This is a genomic window from Streptomyces erythrochromogenes, assembly GCF_036170895.1.
Classification (GTDB): Bacteria; Actinomycetota; Actinomycetes; order Streptomycetales; family Streptomycetaceae; genus Streptomyces; species Streptomyces erythrochromogenes.
Genome location: NZ_CP108036.1, coordinates 7744059 through 7767564, shown reverse-complemented (window position 1 = coordinate 7767564; position 23506 = coordinate 7744059). Strand labels below are relative to the sequence as shown.

Here is a 23506-nt window from a genome sequence, read left to right as displayed (position 1 = left end):
CCTCTCAGCGGCGCAGGTCGCGGAGCACTTCGCGGGCGGCCCGCGCGCCGGAGGCCAACGCGCCCTGGACGGAGGCGGTGGCGCGGTGGTCGCCGCACACGTACCGGCCCGGGGCCACCCGCGTGGTGCGGGTCAGCGGCTGCGGCGGGGGCATGGCGGGCAGTGCGTCCTCGATGGTGCGGACGGTGAGGAGGTCCCAGTCGTCCGTACCGGTTCCGTACGCCTCGCCGAGCGCGGCCCGGAGCTCGCGTTCACGGCCCTGCCCGTCCCGGCCGAGGACCGATGTGGCGACGAGCGTGCGGCCGGGCGGGGCGTAGGAGGGCACGACGTCGCTGAGGACACAGGTGTTGAGGAAGCGGCGGCGGGTGTCCACGAGCAGCGTGGGCTCGCCGAGGGGGGACCGCGGAGCGACGTGGTAGTACGTCGTCACGATCCGGTAGTCGGGCAGGGACACCTCGGGCAGCAGTACCGGAACCGCCCCGGGGCCGGTGGCGACCACGACGGCGCGCGCCGGGATCTCCTGTCCCCCGGTGGTGAGCACGCCGTCGTCCGTGAGCCCTGCCGCCGGAGTCTCCAGCCGTACGGCGCCCTCGGGCAGGCCGGCCGCGAGGGCCCGTGGGACCACCCCGATGCCCTCGGTCGGCAGGCAGATGGTTCCGCGCAGCATGCTCCGCCACACCAGGTGGAACACCCGGGCGGAAGTCTCCAGTTCGTCCTCCAGGAAGACCCCCGACACGAAGGGGCGGAAGAACCTCTCGACGAACGCTTCGGAGATCCCCGCGTCGGCGAACGCGGTGCGGGCGGTGGTGTCCGGGCGTCGTTTGAGCCGGCCGGGGGGCAGCAGCATGTCACGGGCGGACAGCAGGCCGAGGGCGGCCAGGTCACGCGGGCCGGCGAGACGGCCCGAAAGCAGTTCGGGAAGCGTGCGCGGCCGGCGGGTGGGATCGCTGAAGTTGAGCCTGCCGGTCGGGGTGTGGACGAGGAAGCCCGGTGTGAAGGGCCGCAGTCGGAGCTCCTTCAGGTCGAACCTGCGCCGGACCTGGGGGTAGGCGGTGTTGAACACCTGGAACCCCCGATCCACGACGTAGCCCCCGATCCGGTCCGAACGCATGCGGCCGCCGACCGCGTCGCCCGCCTCCACCACCCGTACGCTCACGCCGGCCGCCAGCAGATCCCGGGCGCACGCCAGCCCGGCGACTCCGGCCCCGACGACCAGCACGTCCGTCGCGTCCAGGGCTCGGGACATACGACCACCTCTCTCACATGTCGGTGCGGCGCGTGCCGCTCCTTCACTGTGTTCCGCGTATCACCCGGACACGGATGCGACACCGCCCTGCGGCCCGACCGCCGCCCGTCCGGACCCAGGTGCGATCCTTGAACCATGACGACGAGGCGACGGAGCCAGGCCGACCGGGACGAGATGACGGTTGAGATCGGATATGCGCTGCTGAGCGCGTTGTTCCTCGGCGCCGTCGTGTTCGCGACGATCGCCGGACCGGCCGCGGTCTGGCACCTGCCCGCGGCGGTCGAGAAGTTCCTCGTGGTCGCCGGGGCTGCGATTGCCGGAGTTCTCGCGGTAATCCGCGTCATCCACGTCCTCTGGCAGCACGGCAACAGACAACCGTAATGCAGTGTGAGACGCGGCCGCAGGAAGGTTGCACAGAGGACCCCGCGAGGGGGAGCATCAAAAGACGCTCCGGGAAGACGTTTCGGGCGTCTTCCCGGAGCGCCGGGATTGCGACTGTTCAGCTCAGGTCAGTCGCGGGTCACACCTTGGCGAGCGAGCACGCCGTCTGTGCCAGCGCCGGCGGGACCGCCGAGACGCTCGTGAGGAGCAGCCGACACAGCGCCGAGTCGGCCGGCAGGCCGGAGCCGCCGATCGTGCAGGCGAGGTTGATGTCGGTGCTGGAGAAGCCGAAGGCGGCGAGGTAGGTGGTGCAGTCGCTCGGCGCGGCCTGGGCGGCCGGGGCCGAGACGACGGCGAAGCCGCCGAGGGCCAGAGCACCGACGGCCACGCTCGCGATGCGGGCGCGCAGGGATCCCTTCATCTTTTCCTCCGAGGAGATAGGTTTCGCCGGAAGCCACTACTCCGGCGCAATCAAGAGGCTAGAGAGAGATCTTGCAGAAATGGCAGAAAAAAGGATGGAAATATCCGGCAGGCAGGCGTAAGGACGCAATGCCGCCTACTTTTGTCCCGGGTGGACTCTCTTCGGCCGCGTGACGGGGGAAGGACCGGCGAACCCGTGAGGCGCATGATGCTCAACGCATCCGAGATATGATCATTCAATAGCAGGAGTCTTGCATTCCTGTTCATTCACGGCAGATTCGATCCGGGTGAACTCGGCCGAAACACGCCCCTCTACCTATGCCGCGCGAATAGTCCGCCCGGTTCGCCCGGGAGGGCGATGGTACGAGGGTCAGTTCTGGGCGTGAACGGCGGAGCGCGGCCACGGCGACGCACACCGCTCCACCGGCCGCCCCAGGTCAGCGATGTGACCGGCCGTCGCAGAGGCCGTCGAGTTCGGCGGCGAAGAGCATCGCGGGGTCGAAGCCCATCGCGGCGAGGTGGGCGGCGAGTTCCAGGGACAGGGCGCCGTGCAGGCGGGTCCAGAAGGCCAGGAAGCGGTGGAGGGCCGGAGGCTGGGCGGTATGGCCGCCCGCCCAGCCGCGATGCTCCGCCAGATGGGCGGCCAACGCGGTCCCGCCACCGGTGGGGGCCGAGGTCGCGCAGGCGTCGAGCAGAGTGGTCATGATCTCGGCGGAGATGGCGGTGGTGTCCTCGGGGGCGCGGTGTCCGGGGACGGGAGTGCCGTAGATCAGGAAGTACCGCTGGGGGTCCGCCAGGGCCCAGTCGCGCAGGGCGTGCGCCAGCCCGGCCAGGTCCGCGCCGGCGGCGGAGGCCGCGCGGAGGGTGTCGGCGATCGCACGCATCACCTGCGCATGCGGGCGTCGAACGCCGGCGGCCGGGGGCGGCTGCGCGCGGCAAGGCGCCGGACGCACGCGAGCGCGACACGAGCGCCGCGGCCATGCTGATCGGGCATCTGCTGCCGGTCCGGGCCCAGTTCGCCGGCGCCGCGGGCGCGGCCCACGCCAGCCGTCCGCTCGCGCACCCCCTGGCCGACCTCCACCGTCTCCACCGGAAACGACGAAGGCAAGGAGAACGCTCTCCTTGCCACTCTCAACTTATAGCGCGCCGGGGGGCTTGCCGCAAGGCCCCGGGCATGGAGCAGAATCGCCGATCGAAGCCACAACCTGCGGAAACGGGGATTGCAAGTGCGGGATGAGCGGGACGAGTACATGCACGTCGAGGGGGCCGCAGTGCAAGAGCCGTACGTGTTGGATCTCCAGGAGGCCGACGAGACGCAGGTCTCGGTCGTCGGCGGCAAGGGGGCACACCTGGGCGGGCTGTCACGGATCGAAGGCGTCCGGGTGCCGCCCGGCTTCTGCGTGACCACGGAAGCCTTCCGGCGGGCCATGGCGGGGGCTCCGTCGCTGGATGCCCTGCTCGGCCGGTTGTCACGGGTGGACCCGGACGACCGGGAGGCGGTCCGCACCCTCAGCGCTCGGATCCGAAACACCATCGAGGCCGTCTCCGTCCCGGACGATCTCGCGGCGGCGATCACCGGGGCGCTCGCCCGACACGGCGAACAGGCTGCCTACGCCGTCCGGTCCAGCGCGACGGCGGAGGACCTGCCGACGGCCTCCTTCGCCGGCCAGCAGGACACCTACCTCAACGTCGTGGGTCCTGCGGCGGTCCTGCGGCACGTCAGCCGGTGCTGGGCCTCGCTGTTCACCGAACGGGCCGTGACGTACCGCGGGCGGAACGGCATCGACCACCACGCGGTCCACATGGCCGTGGTCGTGCAGCGGATGGCCTTCTCGCACGCGTCCGGCATCCTGTTCACGGCCCACCCGGTCACGGGCGACCGGAAGACCGCCACCGTGGACGCCGGCTTCGGCCTCGGTGAGGCCCTGGTCTCCGGGCTGGTGAACCCGGACGTGTTCACGGTGCGGGACGGGGAGGTCGTGGCCAGGGCCATCGCCGCCAAGCGGCTTGCCGTGCACGCCCTGCCGGACGGCGGTACGCAGGAGGTGTCGGTCGAGGCGGGGCGGCAGGAGCAGCCTGCGCTGACGGATGCGCAGGCCGTACGGCTCGTGCAGCTCGGGCGGCGCATCGAAGCGCACTTCGGCTGCCCGCAGGACATCGAGTGGTGTCTGGTCGACGACGGCTTCCAGATCGTTCAGAGCAGGCCGATCACGACGCTGTTCCCCGTTCCCGAAACCGGTGACCGGGACAACCACGTCTACGTCTCCGTCGGCCATGGGCAGATGATGACCGACCCCATGAGGCCGCTGGGGTTCTCGATGTGGCAGTTGACCGCCATGGTGCCGATGCACGAGGCCGGCGGCAGGCTGTTCGTCGATGTCACCCCGCGCCTGGCCTCGCCCGCGAGCCGCGCCGGTCTCCTGGAGGCCCTCGGGAAGGCGGATCCGCTGGTGAGGGATGCTCTGGAGACGGTCCTCGACCGCGACGGCTTCGTCCCGTCGCTCCCGGACCCCGCTCCCGTCGTGCCACCGGCCGGTGGTGCGGCGCCCGCCCCGATCGAGACCGATCCGGGTATCGTCACCGACCTGATCGAGCGCAGCCGGGAGTCGATCGCCGCGCTGGAGCGCGACATCCGGACGAAGTCCGGACCGGCGCTCTTCGACTTCCTTCTGGAGGCCTTCGAGGAGCACAAGCGGGTGCTCGGTGATCGGCTGAGCATGCAGGCGGTCATGGCGGGGATGGATGCCACGTGGTGGCTGGGCGAGAAGCTGCAGGAGTGGCTGGGCGAGAAGAACGCCGCCGACACGCTCACGCTGTCCGCCCCCGACAACATCACCTCGGAGATGGGCCTGGCGCTGCTCGACGTCGCGGACGTGATCCGCCCCCACACGGAGGTGGTGGCGTTCCTGCAGGGCGTCGAGGACGACGGCTTCCTGGACGAGCTGGCGAAGCTTCCGGGCGGGTCCGAGGCGCGCGACGCCATCGAGGCCTACCTCGACCGGTACGGCATGCGCTGCGTCGGCGAGATCGACATCACCCGGCCGCGCTGGCGCGAGCGCCCCGCAACGCTGGTGCCCGTACTCCTCGACAACGTGCGGAACTTCGAACCGGGCGCCGCCCGGCGGCGGTTCGAGCAGGGCAGGCAGAAGGCGCGGGAGAAGGAACAGGACGTGCTGTCGCGCTTGCGGGACCTGCCGGACGGGGACCGCAAGGCCGACGAGACCAAGCGGATGATCGACCGGGTCCGGACCTTCATCGGGTACCGGGAGTATCCCAAGTACGGCATCATCAGCCGCTACTTCGTCTACAAGCGGGCCCTGCTGGAGGAGGCGGGGCGCCTCGTGCGCGCGGGTGCGGTCGCCGAGGCGGAGGACGTCTTCTACCTCACCTTCCAGGAGTTCCACGACGTCGTGCGCGACCGGCGGCCGGCGGACCCGGAGCTGATCCGGCGGCGCAAGGAGGCGTTCGCGGCGTACCACGCGCTCACACCGCCCCGCGTGCTCACCTCGGACGGCGAGGCCCTCTCCGGGGCGTACCGGCGCGACGACGTCCCGGCCGGCGCCCTGGTCGGCGTACCGGTCTCCGCCGGGACCGTCGAGGGAAGGGCCCGCGTCATCCTGGACCTGTCGGAGGCCGACCTCGAAGCGGGCGACATCCTGGTGACGGCCTTCACGGACCCCAGCTGGTCGCCGCTGTTCCTCGGGGTCGCGGGTCTGGTGACGGAGGTGGGCGGCCTGATGACCCATGGTGCGGTGATCGCCCGTGAATACGGGCTGCCGGCCGTCGTGGGCGTGGAGCACGCCACCCGGACGATCCGGGACGGGCAGCGGATCCGGGTGCACGGCACCGACGGGTACGTCGAGATCCTGCCCTGACCGCGCCACCCCGCGACCGCGCCGGGGACGGGAGGCGACCCTGCCGCGCCCGGAGCCTCGTACGGGGCTCCGGGTGCGGCAGGGGTGTCAGGCGTTGCCCGCTGCCATGGGGCCGATCATCTCTGCCAGTACCGTCCGGCGGTCCTCTCCCGGCCGGGGGCGGAGAGGGCGGGCCAGGCGGGCGCTGTCGTAGTGCCAGCGGTGGTCCAGGTCGCGGGGGACGGTTCCGCTCTCGTGGAAGGCCGGCCGGGTGCCGAGCAGTTCCGTGAGGTCCTGGGCGAGGTCACGCCACGAGACGTGGCCGCTGCACGCGTTGGCGACTCCGTGCACGGGCCGGTCCAGGCACTCGGTCACCGCCCGTGCCAGGGCGGCCGCGTGCACCCAGGCGGCTCCGTACCAGTCGTGTCCGCCGGTGCCGGGACGCGGCAGTTCGATCGGCCGGCCCTGGCGGGCGGACTGGTACAGGGTCCCGATGGCGCCCCAGCGCAGCTGCTCGCGCAGCCGGTCGTGCGCGCCCCAGACGATCGGTGACCGCACGGCGCTCGCGCCCCCGCGTCCCTCGGTCCCCGCGGCGCGCAGCACCATGGCCTCGCAGTCGAGCTTGGCCTGCCCGTACGGGCTGACCGGCTCGTGGGGCGGCGCCTCCTCGGCGACCCGGTCCGTGCCGGGGTGCCCGTAGGCGTCGACGCTGCTGACGAAGACGAACGGTCCGCGCCGCCAGGCGTCGACCATCGCCTCCATCGCCGCGAGGTCCACGTCGTGCCGGGTGAAGGTGCAGGCGGCGTGGACGACCGCGTCGGCCTGTGCGACGGCGTCCCGCAGTCCGGCGAGGTCGCAGAGGTCGCCCTCGATGACGTCGACGCCCTCGGTGGCGATCAGATGGGCGGACTCGGGCCGGGCCAGCGCCAGCACGGGGCGCCCCTGGGCGGCGAGTTCCCGTACGACGTACGCGCCCACGCCGCCCGTCGCTCCGGTGACCAGCACCGTGCCAGGGCGGATGTCCCGGGAGCGGGGGGCAGGCCTGCTCGCTGCCTTCGCGGCGCTCTGCCGTGCCGCCCGTTCGTCGAGGAGGGCGGTCAGCGCCCGGGGGGTGCGGGCCTGGAGTACGTCGAGGCCCGTGAGCGGCAGCCCGAGGTCCGTACGCAGCCGTTCGGCGAGCTGAACGGCCTTGAGGGAATGGCCGCCGAGGGCGAAGAAGTCGTCGTCCGGTGACGGCCGGACACCGAGTACGGCGGTGAAGGTCTCCGTGACGGATTCGGCCCGGGGGCCGGTCGGGGCGCTCGGCGCGGACAGCCCGGGCAGCCGTGCGGGGTCGAGCGGCCCGGCGGCCGTGCGCGGCAGCGCGTCGAGGAGCGTGACCGCCGCGGGTACGGCCTCGGGGGCGAGCGACCGGCGCAGCAGGCCCAGCAGTTCGTGACCGGACGGGCCCGTGCTGTCGTGGAGGACGGCGTAGGCCACGGGCGGCCCCTGCGCGGGCCGGACCACCACGGCGTCGGCGACCTTCGGGTGGGCGCGCAGGGCCTGCGCGGCCGGGTGCCCGTCGCCTTCAGGGGCGGCGTCGTCCCGGGCGCCGGGGTCCGGATCGCCGTGCGAGGCGCCCTCGCCGTCGGGAAGGGGAAGCTCGCCCAGGGCGAGCTCCGGGTCCGCCGCCAGCGCGTGGAGGAGGGCCGCGAAGTCCCGCACGGCCGCCTCGGCCACGGTGTCGTCCAGGGCGTTCGCGTCGTACTGGACGAGGGCCTCGGGCCGATCGGCGTCGCCCAGCCCCAGGCCGTACGACAGGGTGAACTTCGCGCCGTCGGAGGGTACGTCGACGTACTCGGCCGACGTGCCCGGCAGTCGGAGGACCGTCGGCTCGCCGAGGACGTCCGAGGTGACGCGGACCAGCGCGGTGCCGTCGGCGCCGCGTGCCCCGCCGCCGAGGCGTTCGAGGACCAGGTCGAAGGGGATGTGCCGGTGGCGCTGGGCTCCGAGGAGCGCGTCGTTCACGCGTCGCAGCAGTTGGGCGAAGGACGGGGCGCCGGAGACGTCCACGCGTACGGGCAGGGTGTTGACGCACAGGCCGACGAGGCCGCGCATGGCGGTTCCGCTGCGGTGGGTGCCGGCCACGCCGATGACGAGGTCGTCGTCGCCGGTGAGGCGGTGCAGTGCGGCGAAGGCCGCGGTGAGGGACACCGCGAAGAGCGTGGCCTGCCGCTGTGCGCCCAGCGCCCGCAGGGCCTCGGGGACGGTGGGCGCGAGGGGCACGCTGCGCGCGGCCGCGGGACGCCCGGCCGCGTGCGGCTCCGCCCGCGCCGGCCGGGGAAGGCGCGGTGGGGCGGCATCGGCCAACAGGTCGCCCCAGTGCTTCAGTTCCGTCTCGAAGCCGGGCAGGTCGTCGTGTTCGCGGCGCGCGTGGTCGGCGTACTGCGGGGCTGCCGCGAGCGAGTGCGGGCTCGTTCCGTCGGTGGCCGCCGTGTAGAGGACCGCGAGTTCGCCCGCCACGGTCTCCAGCGAGGCTCCGTCCATGGCGATGTGGTGGAACGTCAGCAGCAGGGTGTGGTCCTGCGGGCCATGGCGCAGGACCAGCGCCCGCACGGCCTCGCCTGCCGCGAGGTCGAACGGCCGGGCCGTCTCGCGCCGCAGCAGCGCAGCGGCGTGCGCCGCGTCGGTGTCGACGACGTGGACGGGGACCGTGTGCGGCGTCGGGAGCACCTCCTGGTGGGGCTCGCCCTCGTGCTCCGCGTAGCGGGTGCGCAGGATGGCGTGCCGGGCCACCAGTGAGGTGAGGGCGGTGGCGAACGCGGCCACGTCGAACGGTCCGCGCACACGGGTGGCGAACGGTACGTGGTACGAGTCGCCCGCGCCGCCGAGCCGCTCCATCAGCCACATGCGGCGCTGGGCGCGTGAGAGGGGGACCGCTGCGGCCTGCGGGAGGTGGCCGTCCCGGCCCGCGCCCGCGGCGCCGGCAGCGGCGTCGGCGGCGGTGGGCTCGGCCGTGGTGCGCCGGGCCGTTCCGGCGCGGGCGCGGCGCAGCAGTTCCCGCTGGAGTTGCTGCCGGTCGCGGGCCGCGGGGTCGGCGTCAGTGGGCATCGCTGTGCTCCGGTGTCTCGGGGTGGAGGTCTCGGTGTGCGGCCAGGAGGGCGCGTTCGACCAGCGCGGCCTGTGCGGCGACGGTCGGGGCGGCGAAGAAGTCGGCGAGGGGGATCTCCACGCCGAGTTCCTCGCGCAGGTCCTCGGTGACGACGAGGGCGAGCAGGGAATGGCCGCCGAGGAGGAGGAACTCGGCGTCGGCGCTGGTGACCTCGAGGCCCAGGGCCTGGCCCCACACGTCGGCGACGGCCTGCTCCAGCGGTGTCATCGGTGCCGCCGGCTCGTCGGCGGGCCCGCTCTCGGCGGTGTGCGCGCGTGCGGTGAGGGCGCGCCGGTCGACCTTGCCGGCCGGGGTGAGGGGCAGCCGCTCCAGCACGGTGACGGCGTCGGGAACCAGGTGGGCGGGCAGGACGGCGGTGAGCCGCTCGCGCAGCGCCGTGCCGGCGGGCACGGGGCCGGGCGCGGCGACGACGAACGCGACGAGGCGCGCCTCGGAGGTGCCGGCGCCGTCGACGGTGACGGCGGCGTCGTCCACGTCCGGCTGCTCGCGGAGGGCGTGTTCGACCTCGGCGGGTTCGATGCGGAAGCCGCGGACCTTCACCTGGTCGTCGTTGCGGCCGTGGAACTGGAGGATGCCGTCGGGGCGGAGGGAGGCGATGTCGCCCGTGCGGTAGAGCCGACCGCCCGCGGAGGCGTGCCCGACGAACTTCTCGGCGGTGAGTTCGGGCAGGCCGGTGTATCCGTGGGCGAGCCTGCTGCCGCCGATCCACAGTTCACCGCGTTCGCCGTCGGCCACCGGGTGGCCTGCGGCGTCCAGGACGTGTGCCGTGGCCCCGCAGATGGGCCGGCCGATAGGTATCCGCCCCTCGCAGTCCTGGGCGGTGACCCGGTGGGCGGTCGCGAAGGTGGTCGTCTCGGTGGGCCCGTAGCCGTTGACGAGCTCCAGCCAGGGGAAGGCGGTGAGCACTTCGCGGGCCTGAGCGGCCGCCATCGCCTCGCCGCCCACGACGACCGAGCGGAGCTGGGCGAAGACGCGGGAGCGGCGCGCGGCGAGCTGGTGGAAGAGGGCCGTGGTGAAGAACGCCACCGTCACGCCGTGCCGTTCGACGTGCCGGGCGAGGTCCTCCAGGGTGGGCCGCTGCTCGGTGCAGACGACGACCGCGGCGCCGTTGGCGAGCGCGACCCAGACTTCGAACGTCGAGGCGTCGAAGGTCATGGGCGAGTGGAACAGGACGCGGTCTCGGCCGGTGAGCGTGACGTAGTCGGGCGCGGTGACCAGCTCGGCGATGGCCCGGTGCGGGACGAGGACGCCCTTGGGGCGGCCGGTCGAGCCGGAGGTGAACATGATGAACGCCGGGCCGTCCGGGTCGGACCCGTCGACGGGTCGGCCGCTCGCGAGCGGCTCCTCGGGCAGGGCCAGGACGGGGCCGGGGAAGGCGGCCGCGTCCAGCAGCTTCGCATCGCCGACGGTGAGCGTCACCTCCGCGTCGGCGATCATCGCCTCCGTGCGCGGCCGGGGCTGGGCCGGGTCGAGGGGTACGCACACGGCTCCGGCCAGCCAGAGCCCGAGCTGGGCCACGACCGTGCGGTGGGAACGCGTCGTCAGCAGCGCCAATCGGTCGCCGCGGGCCACTCCGTGGTCGCGTAGGCGTGCGGCGAGGGCGTGGCCGGCCTGGAGGAGGCGGCCGTAGGTGAGGGTGGTGTCGCCGTCCACGACGGCGAGGGCGTCGGGGGTGAGCGCGGCGTGCCGCGCGACGAGTGCCGGCAGCGCGGTCGCCGGCAGCGCGGTCGCCGGATGCGGGGTTGCCGGATGCGGGGTTGCCGGGGTCATGTCGGGCTTCGTCATGTCAGGCTCCTTCCGGGCGCGGGGTCCGGCGGTGGTCGATGAGGGCGGCGAAGGCGCGCAGGTCGGTGCTGCGCAGCAGCTCGGGGGCGCGCAGGCGCACTCCGGTCTCGCGTTCGAGGGCGGCCAGCAGCCGGGCGGCGATGATGGAGGTGCCGCCGGCGTCGGTGAAGTGGTCGCCGAGGCCGGTGCCGGGCCGGCCGAGGAGGTCGCGCACGGTCGTCAGTACGAGCAGCTCGGTGGCGGTGGCGGTGTCGTCGGCGTCGGCATCGGCCGGGGCCTCCGCCGCGTCGGTCCGGGGCGTCGCGGCGGCCGAGGCCTCGGCCGCGAGGGCGGCCAGGGCGGGTCGGTCCACCTTGCCGTTGGCGTCGAGCGGGAAGCCGTCGACGATCCGGACGGCGGTGGGGACGGCCTGCTCGGGGAGCCAGGACCGGACCGCGTCGAGGAGTTCCCCGGGCGCCGGGGCGGCGCCGTCGGCGGGACGTACGTGGGCGACGAGGCGGCCGTGGCCGGAGCTGTCGCGCAGCACGGTGACGACGGCGGTGCGCACGCGGACGTCCTGCTCGAAGGCGGCTTCCACCTCGACCGGTTCGATCCGCACTCCGCTGATCTTCACCTGGTCGTCGAGGCGGCCGAGGAAGTCCAGGCTGCCGTCGGCGTTCATCCGTACGCGGTCGCCGGTGCGGTAGAGGCGGTCGATCGCGGGCAGCGCCGGCTCGCGCGGGGGCGGGGTGAATCGGCGGGCGGTGAGTTCGGGGTCGAGGTAGCCCAGCGCCAGGCAGTGGCCGCCGACGCGCAGTTCGCCCTCCTGCCCGCGGGCGAGCGGGCGGCCCTCGTCGTCCGTGACGACGAGGGTGACGCCCGGCAGGGCGGTGCCGATGGGGGGCGGGGTCCGGTCGCCGGCTTCCGGGTCGGTGCCGCGCATGGTGTGGGCGGTGGCGAGGACGGTGGCTTCGGCGGGGCCGTAGGCGTTGTGGACGGTGGCGGTGACGTCGGTGCCGGGGCGGCGGCGCATGCGGTCGCCGCCGACGACGAGGTGACGCAGCTCCAGGCCTTGCGGCCAGGGCCGGTCCAGGAGCGGTTCGACGGTTGGGGTGGCCGCCACGGCGTGGGTGAGGCCGCTGTCACGCCACCAGTCGGTGAGGACGCGGCTGTCCCAGCGGGTGTCGTCCGGGGCCGGGACGAGGGCGGCTCCCGAGGTCAGGGCGGCCCACAGTTCCAGCAGGTGCGGGTCGAACGCGACACCGATCAGCAGGGACTGGCGGTCGCCCGGTGCGAGGCCGGTCTCGGCCCGGTACCAGTCCAGGGCGACGGACAGCGAGGCCTCGGCCACGGCCACCGCCTTGGGGCGGCCGGTGGAACCGGAGGTGAGGACGGCGTACAGGGCGCCTTCGGGAGCGCGCCGGGTGCCGCGGACGGCGTCGGCGAAGGCCGCAACGGCGGTGGCGGGGGCATTGACGCCGTCGGTGGGCAGCGGCAGCGGGGTGTGCTGCCCGCCGCGGTGGTCCGCGGGCAGCACAGCGGGGTCGCCGATGAGGCAGGCGACGTCGAGGTCCTCGGTGACGGCCTGGGTGCGGCGTTCTCCCGGACGGGGGCCGAGCGGCAGGTAGACGGCGCCGATCCGGGCGAGGGCCACGGCGGTCACGACGAGGGCGGCGGAACGGTCGAGACAGACGCCGACGAGGTCACCGGGCCGGACGCGGTCGCCCAGGGCGGCCGCGACCTGCGAGGCGGCCGCGTCGAGGTCCTGGTACGTCCAGGTGCGGGTGGAGTCGATCACGGCCGGGGCCTGCGGGGCGCGCCGGGCCCACTCCTCGAAGCGGGCGAACACGCTGCTCGGTTCGGCGGCGGGGCCCTGGGCGATGCTCAGCTCGGTGTCGAGGCCGGTGTCCTGGGGCGTGGTGGGAAGGGCGACTGCGGTCGGGGACTGGATCATCACGACTCCGTGGAAAGGGCGGTGGTGGCGAGGGCGGCGGCCTGGTCGGCGAGCACTGGGTTGCGGAAGAGCACCTTCAGCGGCGGGCGCGTGCCCAGCCGGGGCTCCAGCCAGGCGGCCAGCTCGGCGGCCAGCAGGGAGTGGCCCCCGCTGTGGAAGAAGTGGGAGCGGGCGTCGAAGCGGCTGTGGCCGAGGACCTTGCGCCAGCCTTCGGTGAGCAGAGCCGTCATCGGGTCGTCGGAAGCGGAGGTGGCCGTGGCCGTGGCCGTGGCCGTCGCCGTGGCCGTGGCCGGCGCCGGCGCCGTCGCCGTCGCCGTCGACTCGGGCTCGCCGGCGGTTCCGGACTCGGGCGTCACGGTGTCGTCGGGGTCGAGCGCCGACGCTCGGCGGGACAGGGCCGTACGGTCGGGCTTGCCGCCGGCGAGGGTCGGCATGCGGTCGAGCCGCGTCCACCGGGCCGGCACGAGGGGGCCCGGCAGGCGGCGGCTCAGCTCGGCGTGCAGCGCCTTCTCGTCGAAGTCGGAGCCGTCGGCTCCACCGGCTCCGTCCTCGAGGAAGCCGACGAGCCGGGGCCCGCCCGAGCCCTCCCGGTCCAGTACGACGGCGCAGGAGCGGCCGCCCAGCACCGCGGACGCGGCCGCCTCGATCTCCTCCAGCTCGATGCGGTGACCGCGGAGCTTGACCTGGTTGTCGCGCCGCCCGAGGAAGTACAGCAGTCCGTCCAGGCCGCGGTAGCCGAGGTCGCCGGTGAGGTAGACGCGCTGCCCGTCGAGTGCGTCGACGGTGACGAACCGGGCTGCCGTCGCGTCCGCGTTGCCCGCGTAGCCCTCGGCGAGACCGGGTCCCGCGACGGCGAGTTCGCCGACCGCGCCGGACGGCAGCGGGCGGTGGTGGGCGTCCAGTACGTGGACCCGCTCGCCCGGGAGCTCGGTGCCCAGGGGGATCTCGGCGCCTTCGGCGAGGGCGTCGCGGGAGATCTCGTGGACGGTCGAGCTGATGGCCGCCTCCGTGACCCCGTACACGTTGAGGACGGTGGCTTCGGTGTCGGCGAGGACGCCGCGCAGCGCCTCCGCGGGAAGGCGCTCGCCGCCGAGGACCAGGAGCCTGGGCGTCCAGCTCCCGTCGCGCAGCGCGGGGCGCAGGTCCTCGCGGGTGGCGAGGAAGTAGCTGGTGGGCAGGTTGGCGACGGTCACCCGGGCCGATGCGAGCAGTTCGGTGAGCTCGCCGCCCGTGGGCACCTCGTACTCGGGCAGGACCAGGCACGCGCCGGCGTGCAGGGTCGGCAGCACCTCTTCCAGAGCCACGTCGAAGGACGGCTGGGCGAACATCAGGACCCGGTCGGAGGTGGTGAGGCCGAACCGGTCGGCGGTGGCCGTCAGATGGTGCACCAGCGCCGCGTGGCCGACGGCGACCGGCTTGGGCGTACCGGTGGAGCCGGAGGTGTGGATGACGTACGCGGTACCGGGTAGTTCGGCGGTTCCGTGCGCGGGCGGGAGTACCGGGGCGTCGATCCGGCCGGTCGGCAGTACTTCCGGCAGGTCGGGGGTGCCGTCACCGGTGAGGACGAGCGCCGGCGCGAGCCGTTCCAGCAGCAGGCCGAGGCGGGCCGGCGGGTCGGACGGGGACAGCGGGCAGTAGACGGCGCCGGTCCGCAGGCAGGCGAGCAGGGCGACGACCGAGTCGGTGCCCCTGGGCAGGACCGCGGCCACGGGGCGGCCGGGGGTCACACCGGCGGTCTTCAGCCGCTCGGCGAGCGAGCCGACGCGTGCGTCGAGTTCGCCGTAGGTGAGGCGGCGGGCACCGCACAGCAGGGCGGGCAGCGACGGGTGGTGCGCGGCCACGGGGTCCAGCGGATCGCGGTCGGCCGGGACGGCCGGGGCCTCGGCGGCCGGCTCGACGGCGGTCGGGTCCAGGTCGGCCAGCGGCGTCTCGGGGTTGTCGAGATAGGCGCGCAGCAGGTTCAGGAAACGGCCGGAGACGAGACGGGCGACGTCTTCGCCGAAGAGGTCCATGTCGTAGTCCCACACCAGCGTCATGCCGGGCGCGCCGTGGCGCGTGGTGACACCGCGGCGGTCGTCCGGGAGCAGGACCACGTCGAGGTCGAAACGGGTGGTGCCGGTGTTGAAGCCCTCGAAGAGGGTGATGTCGAGGCCGGGTACGTCGATCTCGGGCAGCGGTGCGTCGTGGGCGCTGAACATCACGGAGAAGAGCGGGTTGTCGGCGCCGGAGGTGTGCATGCCGAGGGCCCGGGTCAGCTCCTGGACGGGCACGTCCTGGTGCGGCAGGGCCCGGATGAGGGTGTCGGTGACCTCGTCCATGGTGTCCTGGGCGGGGACGGCGCCGTCCAGGGAGAGCGACAGCGGGATGGTGTTCACGAACATGCCCACGGCGTCCTCGTATCCGAGGGGGCGGTTGCCGACGGCGGTGCCGATGACCATCCGGGAGCGGCCGCTGTGCCGGCGCAGGAGCTCGGCGAACAGCCCGAGGAGCGTGGCGAAGGGGGTGAGGCCGCGGGTACGGGCGTGCCCGCGCAGGCGTTCGGCGAGGTCGGCGCCGATGGTCTGGCGCAGCTGTCCGCCGTGGTGCCTGCGGCGGGCACCGGGGCGGGTCAGGCCCGGCAGCGGCATGTCGTGCTGCTGGTCGAGCAGTTCGGCCCGCCAGAAGTCGAGCGACTCGGGGGCGTACCCGGCTCCGGCGCGGTCCCGGACGTGGTCCGCGTACGAGGATGCGGACGGGAGCTCCAGGGTCTCGCCGAGGACGTGGGCGCGGTAGACGCGGAAGACGTCGTCGAGCAGGATCGCGAAGGAGTGCCCGTCGTGGATCAGGTGGTGCTCGACGTGGACCAGCCGGTGGTGGCGCTCGGCCAGCCGGACGAGGGTCCAGCGGATCAGCGGGGCCTCGAAGGTGTCGAGCGGTGTCTCGGCCTCGGTGCGCAGGAGGCGGGCGAAGGCCGCCTCGGGGTCCTCCTCCGTGCTGAGGTCGGTCGTGTGCAGCCTCGGCGCGCACTGCGGCGCGACCTGCTGGGCCGGTACGGAGCCGGTGGAGGCGACGAGTTCGAGGCGCAGGCCGGGGTGGCGCGCCAGGGTGGCGGCGAGCCCCTTGTGCAGGGCCTCGGTGTCGAGCGTGCCCCACAGGTCGAGTGATGCGGTGAAGTTGTAGGCGCGACTGCCGGGCTGCATCTGCTCGTGCAGCCAGACGATCTCCTGCGAGGAGGAGAGGGGAAGCATGGGCGATCCCTGAGGTTGTGGGTCGGTCTCCGGTGCCGGTCACGGTCGTGTCCGGCCGTCGTGCGGGCGGCTTCGCGGGTCGCGCGATGCCGTTTTCTGCGTGGGGGGATTGCCGTGGGGGGAGGCTCGGGGTGCGCGGCGGCGGGGGACGCGCCCGGTGACGGGCGCTGCGGGCCGGCGGGCGGCCGCACCGGCGCGCGCGGGCGCCGGCGATGCCGGTGCCGCGCGGCGGCCGCGGTGGGGCGGGGCGCCGGCCGGGGGTGCCCGGGGCGTCTGCGTCGCGGCGGTCGGATCGGGTGGGCGGGAGCGGGCGCATGCGCGTCGTTCGTGCCGCTGCGGCGCTCGTTCGCCCTTATCGATCGTTCGGCGGCGACGGGCGTTCGGGCGGCGGGGTGGGCCGCCCGGTGCACGGGTTCACTGCACCGCGTGGTCCGAGGGGCGCAGTGCCTGGGTGAGCGCGTCGAACGCCCGGTGCGCGGTCTCGTCGTCGAGTACCGCCCGGTCCCACACCATCCGCAGCCGGATCTCGGCTCCTTGGGTGACGGAGACGGCGAAGGGACCGCGGACCGGCCTGCCGTCGACGTGGACCTCCCGTCCCTCGACACCGTCCAGAACGAGCGGCGGGCGGCGCGTGTCGTCGTCCACGGTGAGCAGGCCGTCGAGGCCTCCGGTCCAGCCCGAGCCGGCGGACCGTACGGCGGCCACGACCGCGTCGAAGGGCACGTCGGCCCGGTCGAGGTCGTCCCACCAGGCGTCGGCCGTCGCTTCCGAGCCGGGGCCGGGGCCCTGGCCGGGGCCGGGGCCGGGGCCGGGGCCGGGGCCGGGGCCGGGGCCGGTGTCGACCGGGAAGACGAGGGTGTTGAGGAAGCAGCCGACGACCGGCTCCGCTCCCGCGGGGCGGCCGCCCCACGGGTAGCCGAGCGGGACCGCGCGGTCGGGGCCGTACAGCTCGCGGGCGGCGGAGCGGCAGGCGTCGAGCAGTCCGGGGAAGGACACGCCGCCGTCGTGCGCGGCCAGCCGGGCCTGCGCGGCGCCGCTGGGGTTCGCGCCCCGGGGTACGCGTGCCGGACGGGGCGGCGGGGCGTGGGTGTGCAGCGTGCGCAGCCGGTCGGCCCAGTAGGCGGCCGCTTCGGGCGTCTCCGCCTTCTCCTCGGCGGCGAGTTGGCCGAGGACCGCGTCCCGGTAGGCGTCGAGTTCGGCCTGTGCCTCCCCCGGTGCGGGGAGCGATCCGGCGGCCTCCTCGGCGTAGGCGGCGCCGAGTTCGTCGACGATCCGCGCCAGCGAGCGGCCGTCGCAGACGGCGTGGTCCAGGACGACGGCGAGGACGTCCTCCTCGCGCTCCTCGTCGGGTACGAGGAAGAGGCGCAGGGAGGGCCCCTGCGCATCCCAGGAGGCCAGGGCGCGACGGAGCGCGTCGGCGGGCGACTCCCCCGGTTCGGGGGCCGCCGGCCGGGTCACGCCGACGTCCGGATCGGCGGCGACGCTCAGGACGGGGGTGCCGCGGACCACGGTGGGGCGGGAGCGCAGGGCGGTGTGGCGGGCGGCGAGCCTGCGCGCGGCGGCATGCAGGCGTTCGGGGTCGATGGTTCCGGACGGGAACGCGAAGAACATCGGCACCAGGTCGGGGCGTCCCGTCGGGTCCAGCGCACGCACCAGCACGAAGCGGCGCTGTGCCCCGGTGACCGGGAGGAGGGTGTCGGACCGGTCGCCGGCGAGACGCCGGTAACGGGTCAGGTACTGACTGGTGATGCTGAGCACGTGGTCCTCTTCGTCGTGGCCGCGGTCGCGCGGAACGGTGCGGCGGCTGTGGCGGCGCTCCCCCGGGCGCCGTGGTGCGGTGGTCAGCCGGCGGGCGTGGGTGCCTGCCGTTCGTCGCTTTCGGCGGAGGCCGCGTCCCGGGGTGTCCCGTGGACGGCGGCATCGGCGCCGTCCTCGTCCTGGGGAGCGGGCAGGTCCCGCATCCGGCGCAGCGGGGAGAGCAGCAGCGGCAGGGGTACGGCGAGGATGCCGACGGCGCACCAGGCGAGCGCCGTGCGCGACCCGTACGACTGGGCGAGGGCTCCACCGAGGAGCGCGCCGAGCGGCAGGGTGCCCCACATGAGGAAGCGCAGGGTGGCGTTCATCCGGCCGAGCAGGCGTGGCGGGCACATGCCTTGGCGGAAGCTGACCTGGGCGACGTTGTAGACGACGGCGCCGAAGGAGACGACCGCCGACCCGGCGGCGAAGAGGACCGCCCCGGCGACGCCGTGCCCGGACAGGGGCCACAGCAGTGCGAACGGGCCGGTCACGAGGAGGGACAGGAGGATGACCCGGGCCTGCCCCAGCCGGGCGGCGATGCGTCCGGCGGCCAGGGCGCCGAGGAGGCCTCCCACGGCCGACGCGGACAGCACCAGGCCGAGTCCGCCGGCCTCCAGGCCGACGACGCGGACGAGGTGTACGGTCTGCGTCGCCATGAGGACGGCCGTGCAGAAGTTGGCGAGGCCGGTGGTGAAGGCGATGACCCGGAGCAGCGGGTGGCCGAAGATGAAGCGGACGCCCTCGCCGATCTCCTTGCGCAGGGAGCCCCCGGCGGTGCGCTCGGGTGCTTCCTCGGTCTTGTCGATGCGGAGGAGGAACAGGGCGGAGAGCACGTAGCCGATGGCGTCGACGATGACCGCGAACTGCGCGCCGACGAGCTGGACCAGGCCGCCGCCGATGCCGGGGCCGGTCACGTGGGCGGTGGAACGGACCGTCTCCAGCGCGCCGTTGCCGGCCACGAGCTGGTCACGGGGCAGGATCTGCGGCAGGTAGCTCTGATGGGCGACGTCGAAGAACACGGTCGCCACGCCGGTCACGAGCGCGACGACGTACAGCTGGGCCATGGTCAGGACGCCGCCGAGCGCGGCGGCGGGGATGCTCGCCATGGCCGCTGCGCGCACCAGGTCGGCGCGGATCATCAGGGGCCGTTTGCGCATCCGGTCGGTGAGCGCCCCGGCGGGCAGCCCGACGAGCAGGAAGGCGGCGGTCTCGGCGGCGGTCAGGAGGCCCACCTGGAAGGCGGGGGCGTCGAGTGCGAGAACGGCCACGAGGGGCAGCGCCACCAGCGTCACCTGGGCACCGAACTGTCCCGTGGCGGCTCCGGCGAGCAACAGTCGGAAGTCGCGCAAGCGCATGGGGCCACCGCTGGCAGCTCCGGATGTGTCGGACATGTGAACGACATTCACGGATCCATCGATCAAGAGTCAAAGTAAACCTGTCACTTTCGGACTTGTTTTGCGGATCCTCGGACATTGATCGGGAAATTTTTCGCACTACTCGGGGTAAGGCAGCGTGAATTCCTGTCGTTTCCGCACACGGCGCGCGGCGGACGGGGCAAGGGGGGACAGGGGACACGGCGAGATGGCGGGTGACCACACTTACCCTGAGTAACCGGCTCCACCCTGACCGAAAAGGCTCATCCGTGGCCGCGCGCCCGCGGAGGCACACATTCCGTCCGTTATGGATGCCGCCTGAAATAGGGGGAGTTGGCGCCCGACGTGCCGTGACGCCCCCTACGGGCGTGCCGGGCAGGCCGGGCGACCCGTCCGGTAGGGCGCGGCAGGACGCCGCGCCGGGCGGTCAGGCGTGGGTGGCGGCCGGCGGGAGTGCGGCCGGGCGGTCGAGGAACGCGAGCACGGCCCGCTTCTCCGGGAGGCACACCTCGGGCAGGTCGATCTCCGGGAGGGTGATCTCGATGTGCCGGACGAAGCCGAGCCGGTTCAGGAGGGCGAGCGCCTTGGCGTTGGAGGCGTCGGGCTCGGCCACCGCGCGCAGCACGGCCGGGTCGCGGAAGGCGAACCGGGTGAGCGACCCGATCAGGGTCCTGCTGAATCCGGGCCGGGGCCGGCCCGCCGCCGGGGCCAGCATCAGGTGGACGCCGATGTCGCCCTCCCGCACCTAGTAGCAGTAGCTGACCCGGTCCTCGGTGGGTTCGTATGTCTGAAAGAGCGCCACGGGCTCGCCGTCCAGCCGGACCATGTACGCGTGGTGCGTGTCGCGGCGGTCCACGTCCTCGTAGATCTCCTGGACCAGTTCCCGGCTGGCGCCGTTCATGCCCCAGAACTGTGCGCGCTCCTCGACGACCCGGGAGTGCAGCACGGCGGAGTCCGCGGCGGGGGTCGACCGGGGGGTACGGACCCGTACGGGACGGCGCTCAGGCCAGGAAGCGCTCCAGGGCATCGCGGGCGCGGGCATTCGAGGCCGCGGCCTCCGCCAGGGACCGGGCCAGGGCGTCGACCCACTCGTCCAGTTCCACTTCGCGCCGGGAGAGCACGATGCCCCGGACCTCGTGCAGGACCTCCCCGACCACCCGCCCGCGATCCAGCCGCAGCGCGAGCCTCTGCTCCCCGAGCGCGACGTCCAGCTCCACGACGGAACCCCCGTGCCCGGCGACCCGTTCCGCGAGGGAACGCCTGCGCCGGACCCGCACGGCGCCGGTCGGCAGCGAGTCCGCCAGGTTCGCCGACAGCACCTGCGCGTACAGGTTCAGGTCCGCGCTGTCCCGCCGCAACGCCGCTGCCAGCAGTTCCACGTCCGTCTCAGCCATCGAGGCCCACCACCACGGTCGGCCGGTCGATGACGTGGTCGTCGCGCAGCGGGCGCACCGCCGTCCCGATGGCGAAGAACTCGGTGGTGTGGCCTCCCCAGCCGTGCGTGTGCTGCTTGAGCTGCACGGCCACGATGCCCTCGGCCTCCAGGGCCTCGCCTTCCGCCCGCATGCGGCTCATGGCCAGTTCGCGTGCGTCGTAGAGCGCCTGGGTGAACGGCTCGATCTCGACGTTGCGACCCGCGTTGCTCAGTACCTGCGTGAAGCGCTGGTGTGCCACGTGGTAGACGCACGACCCCATGACCAGGTCCAGCGGCGCGTAGCCCGCCCGGATCAGCGTCCAGAACTCCTGGCCGGACAGGTCGGAGGTGAAGGGCCTGCCCTTGTTGTTGAGCCACGTCCCGGCCGGTCCCGGGTCCGCACCGTCCGCCTTCACGGCCGTGCCGACCGCGATGAACTCCGCGATGTCCGACCCGAACTCCTTGAACTCGATGTCCAACCGCACGCCCACGATCCCGTCCGCCCCCAGGGCGCTCGCCTCGGCCTCCATCCGGCTCATCGCGAGCTCGCGTGCCTGGTACATGGCCTGGGACAGCTTGGTCAGTTCCTGGTTCTTCGACCACCGGCCGAGCTGGAGGCCGACGTGGTAGACGGAGGAGCCGAGGACCAGGCCGAGCGGGCGGAAGCCGGCCTCGCGCACCAGCAGGAACTCGTTCACCGTCAGGTCCGAGGTGAAGAGCGAGCCCTTCTCCCCCGGCTGGAGTCGCGCGAGCCGGCGCATGGCGTCCTCGGCCGCGTCCCGTGCTGCCGGCTGCGCGGCTTGCCCGATCGCGTCCGGCCCCGTTCGTTCGGTCATCTCAGCCCTCTCGCTCCAGTCTCATGATGGTCAACGGTGGTCTGGTGCCGGCGGGCCGTTCGGAGCGGCCGAACCGGGCGATCGAGGTGCCGACGAAGACCGCCTCGGCGGTGAGGTCGCGCGTCGATCCGTACGAGGGGCACTCGCTCTCGCCCACGCGCAACTCCAGGTCGTTCACCACCACCCCGTCGCCGCCGTGCTTCTCCGTGTCGAGGACCAGCTGCTTGCGGGCCTCCCGGCGGACGTGGCCGATCAGTTGGGTGTAGCAGTCGACCTCTTGGTTCCGGGCGGCGAAGGGGATCCGGAAGGAGGTGCGCCAGTCGTCGTGCCGGATCGCGAAGGCGACGCCGAAGGCGAGTGCGACGGGAACCCACCCGGCGTCTACGAGCTTGGCGAAGTCCTGACCGCTGAGGTGCGACGTGAAGGGCGAGCGCGGCCGGATGCGCGAGCGGGCCCGGACCGCGGTGCCCCGGGCCGTGAACTCCAGCCCGCCTGCCGGGAATTCGCCGACCTGCAGTTCCACGCCGACGATCCCGTCGCCACCGAGCGCACCGCATTCGGCCACCGCGCGGGCCAGAGCCGACCGGCGCGCCGCGTACATCGTCCTCACGAGCTGCGACAAGGAGGACGCCCACCTCGACGACGGCACCGGGTTGTTGTCGTCGGTGACCGCCCAGTCGCCCGGGCAGCCCCAGACGCCCGTGTACCCGATGTTGAAGACGGCCGTACCGAGTACCTGCCCGACCGGTTCGAACCCGACACCGCCGATCGCGGCGAACTCCTCGCTCGACAGCGCCGAGTCCCAGGTGGCACCCGACCGCGGTGTCGCCCTGCACCCGCCGCTGACAGCCGGCAGACCGGCGCTCCCTGGATGTGTCATCGACCCCCGCCATCGGTCTCTCGGCTCCCGCGCGGATCCCGCCCCCCGTTCGGCAGATTATGTCATCGCCGGGACCGGCGAAGCGCGGGCGTTCGCAGTGGCCGTTCCGGTTCGAGGACGCGCCGCAGACGCGCGATGGAGGCGTGGAGCGAGGACTGCGAGCTCGACGGGATGCGCGTCGGCCCTCGACCTCGACCCGGAGTGAGCCGAGCACCTTCAATGTGTTCATGACAAGTACATCGTAGGCGGAACACACTCACGGCCGCCGGGCGCGCCCCGCGCGCGGACGCGGCGGCCCGCGCCATGATCGGCAGAGCGCAGACCGCTCCGCGGTCTGCGCGACGTGGCCGCGACGCACACGAGGTTGGGCACATGAGCGGATTGCCGCAGGGCGCGCTGGTGGGTTCCTGGGAGCTCACCGGCTCCAGCGTTCTCTGGCGCTCCCGGCCCGTCCCCGCCTCCGCGAGCGGCACCCTCGTCTACACCGCGGCCGGCACCGTGGCGACGGTGATGGAGATGCACCTCGAACGCCCCCTGCGCCTGGGGAGGACGTTCGCCTACACGGGTCGGTTCCGGACCGAGGGCGACGTGGCCGTGCACCGGGTCGCCTTCGGCACCTGGCCGTTCACACCGGGCCGGGAACTACGCCGCCGGGCGACCCTCCTCGCCCCCGACCGCCTACGGCTCGAACCGCTGGACCCTGGCCCCGGCCTGACCCTGTCCCTGACCTGGCAACGCACGGATCCCGCCTGACCGGGGCAGCCGGGGAACCGGGGCCGGCCCCTCCCCCGGGAGGGCCGGATCCGGAGCACCGGCTCACGCCGACGGCGGGGCCGTCAGCAGCTGCGCCACTCGATCGAGGCGTAGCGGGCGAAGACCTGCCCCCTCGGCGGGTACACGGTGAAGTACCGCACCGCGCCCTTGGGGCCGATCTGCGGGCCGTCCACCGTCGGGTCCTCCCCCAGGCTGTAGAAGCGGGTGAACGGACAGCGTCCGTCCGCCTTCTCGTCGCGGACCCAGCCCGTGGCGTGTCCGTCGCAGATCTCCCCCTCGGTCCGCCCCTCGCCCCGCCAGAACCGGAACGTCGTGCAGCCCGGCGTGGCAGCGGCGACGTCACCGGCACGGGTGCCGGCGGCCCCGACTGCCCCGACTGCCCCGGCGGCCCCGCCGGGCGCCGCGCCCGCCGGGCCCGTCCCCCAGGGCCAGCGT

14 protein-coding genes and 2 pseudogenes are annotated in these 23506 nt (G+C 73.8%); 3 read left to right on the top strand and 13 right to left on the bottom strand.

Annotated features, from left to right (window positions below; genetic code table 11):
- Positions 1–4 precede the first annotated feature (4 nt).
- Positions 5–1246 carry an NAD(P)/FAD-dependent oxidoreductase gene (locus tag OHA91_RS35580; protein WP_328740733.1) on the bottom strand — a complete coding sequence of 414 codons (1242 nt, stop codon included), beginning with the start codon at positions 1244–1246 and terminating at the stop codon, positions 5–7.
- 135 nt (positions 1247–1381) lie between these two features.
- Here OHA91_RS35580 and OHA91_RS35575 point away from each other — a divergent pair, with 135 nt between their 5' ends.
- Entirely contained in the window at positions 1382–1627 is a 246-nt protein-coding gene (locus tag OHA91_RS35575) for a DUF6332 family protein (protein ID WP_031157632.1), read from the top strand.
- 139 nt (positions 1628–1766) lie between these two features.
- Here OHA91_RS35575 and OHA91_RS35570 read toward each other — a convergent pair whose 3' ends face one another.
- Together OHA91_RS35570 and OHA91_RS35565 are read right to left on the bottom strand one after the other, a co-directional pair.
- Positions 1767–2048: a hypothetical protein gene (locus tag OHA91_RS35570; protein ID WP_031157631.1), complete on the bottom strand. Its 282-nt coding sequence runs from the start codon at positions 2046–2048 to the stop codon at positions 1767–1769.
- 436 nt (positions 2049–2484) lie between these two features.
- Positions 2485–2928, bottom strand: a pseudogene (locus tag OHA91_RS35565) (TetR-like C-terminal domain-containing protein); the annotation flags it as partial.
- A 390-nt stretch (positions 2929–3318) separates the two neighbouring features.
- Here OHA91_RS35565 and rph point away from each other — a divergent pair.
- Positions 3319–5922 (top strand): rifamycin-inactivating phosphotransferase, encoded by a 2604-nt coding sequence (rph, locus tag OHA91_RS35560; protein ID WP_328741208.1) that lies wholly within the window; start codon positions 3319–3321, stop codon positions 5920–5922.
- A gap of 87 nt (positions 5923–6009) precedes the next feature.
- On the opposite strand, the gene OHA91_RS35555 is transcribed toward rph, so the two are convergent.
- From OHA91_RS35555 to OHA91_RS35510, 10 genes and pseudogenes are all read right to left on the bottom strand, one after another.
- On the bottom strand, positions 6010–8991 hold the full coding sequence (locus OHA91_RS35555; protein ID WP_328740732.1) for a condensation domain-containing protein: 2982 nt from the start codon (positions 8989–8991) through the stop codon (positions 6010–6012).
- Positions 8981–10837: a non-ribosomal peptide synthetase gene (locus OHA91_RS35550; protein WP_328740731.1), complete on the bottom strand. Its 1857-nt coding sequence runs from the start codon at positions 10835–10837 to the stop codon at positions 8981–8983. The genes OHA91_RS35555 and OHA91_RS35550 overlap by 11 nt, the downstream gene beginning before the upstream one ends.
- Before the next feature lies 1 nt (position 10838).
- Positions 10839–12770: a non-ribosomal peptide synthetase gene (locus tag OHA91_RS35545; protein ID WP_031157625.1), complete on the bottom strand. Its 1932-nt coding sequence runs from the start codon at positions 12768–12770 to the stop codon at positions 10839–10841.
- Positions 12770–15997, bottom strand: coding sequence for a non-ribosomal peptide synthetase (locus tag OHA91_RS35540; protein WP_328740729.1), 3228 nt, complete (start codon positions 15995–15997; stop codon positions 12770–12772). The genes OHA91_RS35545 and OHA91_RS35540 overlap by 1 nt, the downstream gene beginning before the upstream one ends.
- A 414-nt stretch (positions 15998–16411) precedes the next feature.
- Entirely contained in the window at positions 16412–17755 is a 1344-nt protein-coding gene (locus OHA91_RS35535; protein WP_328740728.1) for a condensation domain-containing protein, read from the bottom strand.
- A gap of 83 nt (positions 17756–17838) precedes the next feature.
- Positions 17839–19149, bottom strand: a complete 1311-nt coding sequence (locus OHA91_RS35530; protein ID WP_328740727.1) for an MFS transporter — start codon at positions 19147–19149, stop codon at positions 17839–17841.
- Between the two features lie 445 nt (positions 19150–19594).
- A pseudogene (locus tag OHA91_RS35525) lies at positions 19595–20194 on the bottom strand (GNAT family N-acetyltransferase).
- Complete coding sequence (locus OHA91_RS35520; protein ID WP_328740726.1) at positions 20169–20561, bottom strand: hypothetical protein; 393 nt, start codon at positions 20559–20561, stop codon at positions 20169–20171. The pseudogene OHA91_RS35525 and the gene OHA91_RS35520 overlap by 26 nt, the downstream one beginning before the upstream one ends.
- Positions 20554–21417, bottom strand: coding sequence for a heavy metal-binding domain-containing protein (locus OHA91_RS35515; protein WP_266505299.1), 864 nt, complete (start codon positions 21415–21417; stop codon positions 20554–20556). Before OHA91_RS35515 ends, OHA91_RS35520 begins: the two co-directional genes overlap by 8 nt.
- Before the next feature lies 1 nt (position 21418).
- Positions 21419–22297, bottom strand: a complete 879-nt coding sequence (locus tag OHA91_RS35510; RefSeq protein WP_328740725.1) for a heavy metal-binding domain-containing protein — start codon at positions 22295–22297, stop codon at positions 21419–21421.
- A 372-nt stretch (positions 22298–22669) separates the two neighbouring features.
- Between OHA91_RS35510 and OHA91_RS35505 the strand changes: the two genes are divergently transcribed.
- Positions 22670–23050 (top strand): hypothetical protein, encoded by a 381-nt coding sequence (locus OHA91_RS35505; protein ID WP_158714911.1) that lies wholly within the window; start codon positions 22670–22672, stop codon positions 23048–23050.
- Positions 23051–23506: the final 456 nt, after the last annotated feature.

What these genes read in the sequence shown, in the direction of transcription:
- OHA91_RS35580 (WP_328740733.1), bottom strand. Translation starts at nt 1,246, where the DNA reads ATGTCCCGAGCCCTGGACGCGACGGACGTGCTGGTCGTCGGGGCCGGA.
- OHA91_RS35575 (WP_031157632.1), top strand. Translation starts at nt 1,382, where the DNA reads ATGACGACGAGGCGACGGAGCCAGGCCGACCGGGACGAGATGACGGTT.
- OHA91_RS35570 (WP_031157631.1), bottom strand. Translation starts at nt 2,048, where the DNA reads ATGAAGGGATCCCTGCGCGCCCGCATCGCGAGCGTGGCCGTCGGTGCT.
- OHA91_RS35555 (WP_328740732.1), bottom strand. Translation starts at nt 8,991, where the DNA reads ATGCCCACTGACGCCGACCCCGCGGCCCGCGACCGGCAGCAACTCCAG.
- OHA91_RS35550 (WP_328740731.1), bottom strand. Translation starts at nt 10,837, where the DNA reads ATGACGAAGCCCGACATGACCCCGGCAACCCCGCATCCGGCAACCCCG.
- OHA91_RS35545 (WP_031157625.1), bottom strand. Translation starts at nt 12,770, where the DNA reads ATGATCCAGTCCCCGACCGCAGTCGCCCTTCCCACCACGCCCCAGGAC.
- OHA91_RS35540 (WP_328740729.1), bottom strand. Translation starts at nt 15,997, where the DNA reads ATGCTTCCCCTCTCCTCCTCGCAGGAGATCGTCTGGCTGCACGAGCAG.
- OHA91_RS35530 (WP_328740727.1), bottom strand. Translation starts at nt 19,149, where the DNA reads ATGCGCTTGCGCGACTTCCGACTGTTGCTCGCCGGAGCCGCCACGGGA.
- OHA91_RS35520 (WP_328740726.1), bottom strand. Translation starts at nt 20,561, where the DNA reads ATGGCTGAGACGGACGTGGAACTGCTGGCAGCGGCGTTGCGGCGGGAC.
- OHA91_RS35515 (WP_266505299.1), bottom strand. Translation starts at nt 21,417, where the DNA reads ATGACCGAACGAACGGGGCCGGACGCGATCGGGCAAGCCGCGCAGCCG.
- OHA91_RS35510 (WP_328740725.1), bottom strand. Translation starts at nt 22,297, where the DNA reads ATGACACATCCAGGGAGCGCCGGTCTGCCGGCTGTCAGCGGCGGGTGC.
- OHA91_RS35505 (WP_158714911.1), top strand. Translation starts at nt 22,670, where the DNA reads ATGAGCGGATTGCCGCAGGGCGCGCTGGTGGGTTCCTGGGAGCTCACC.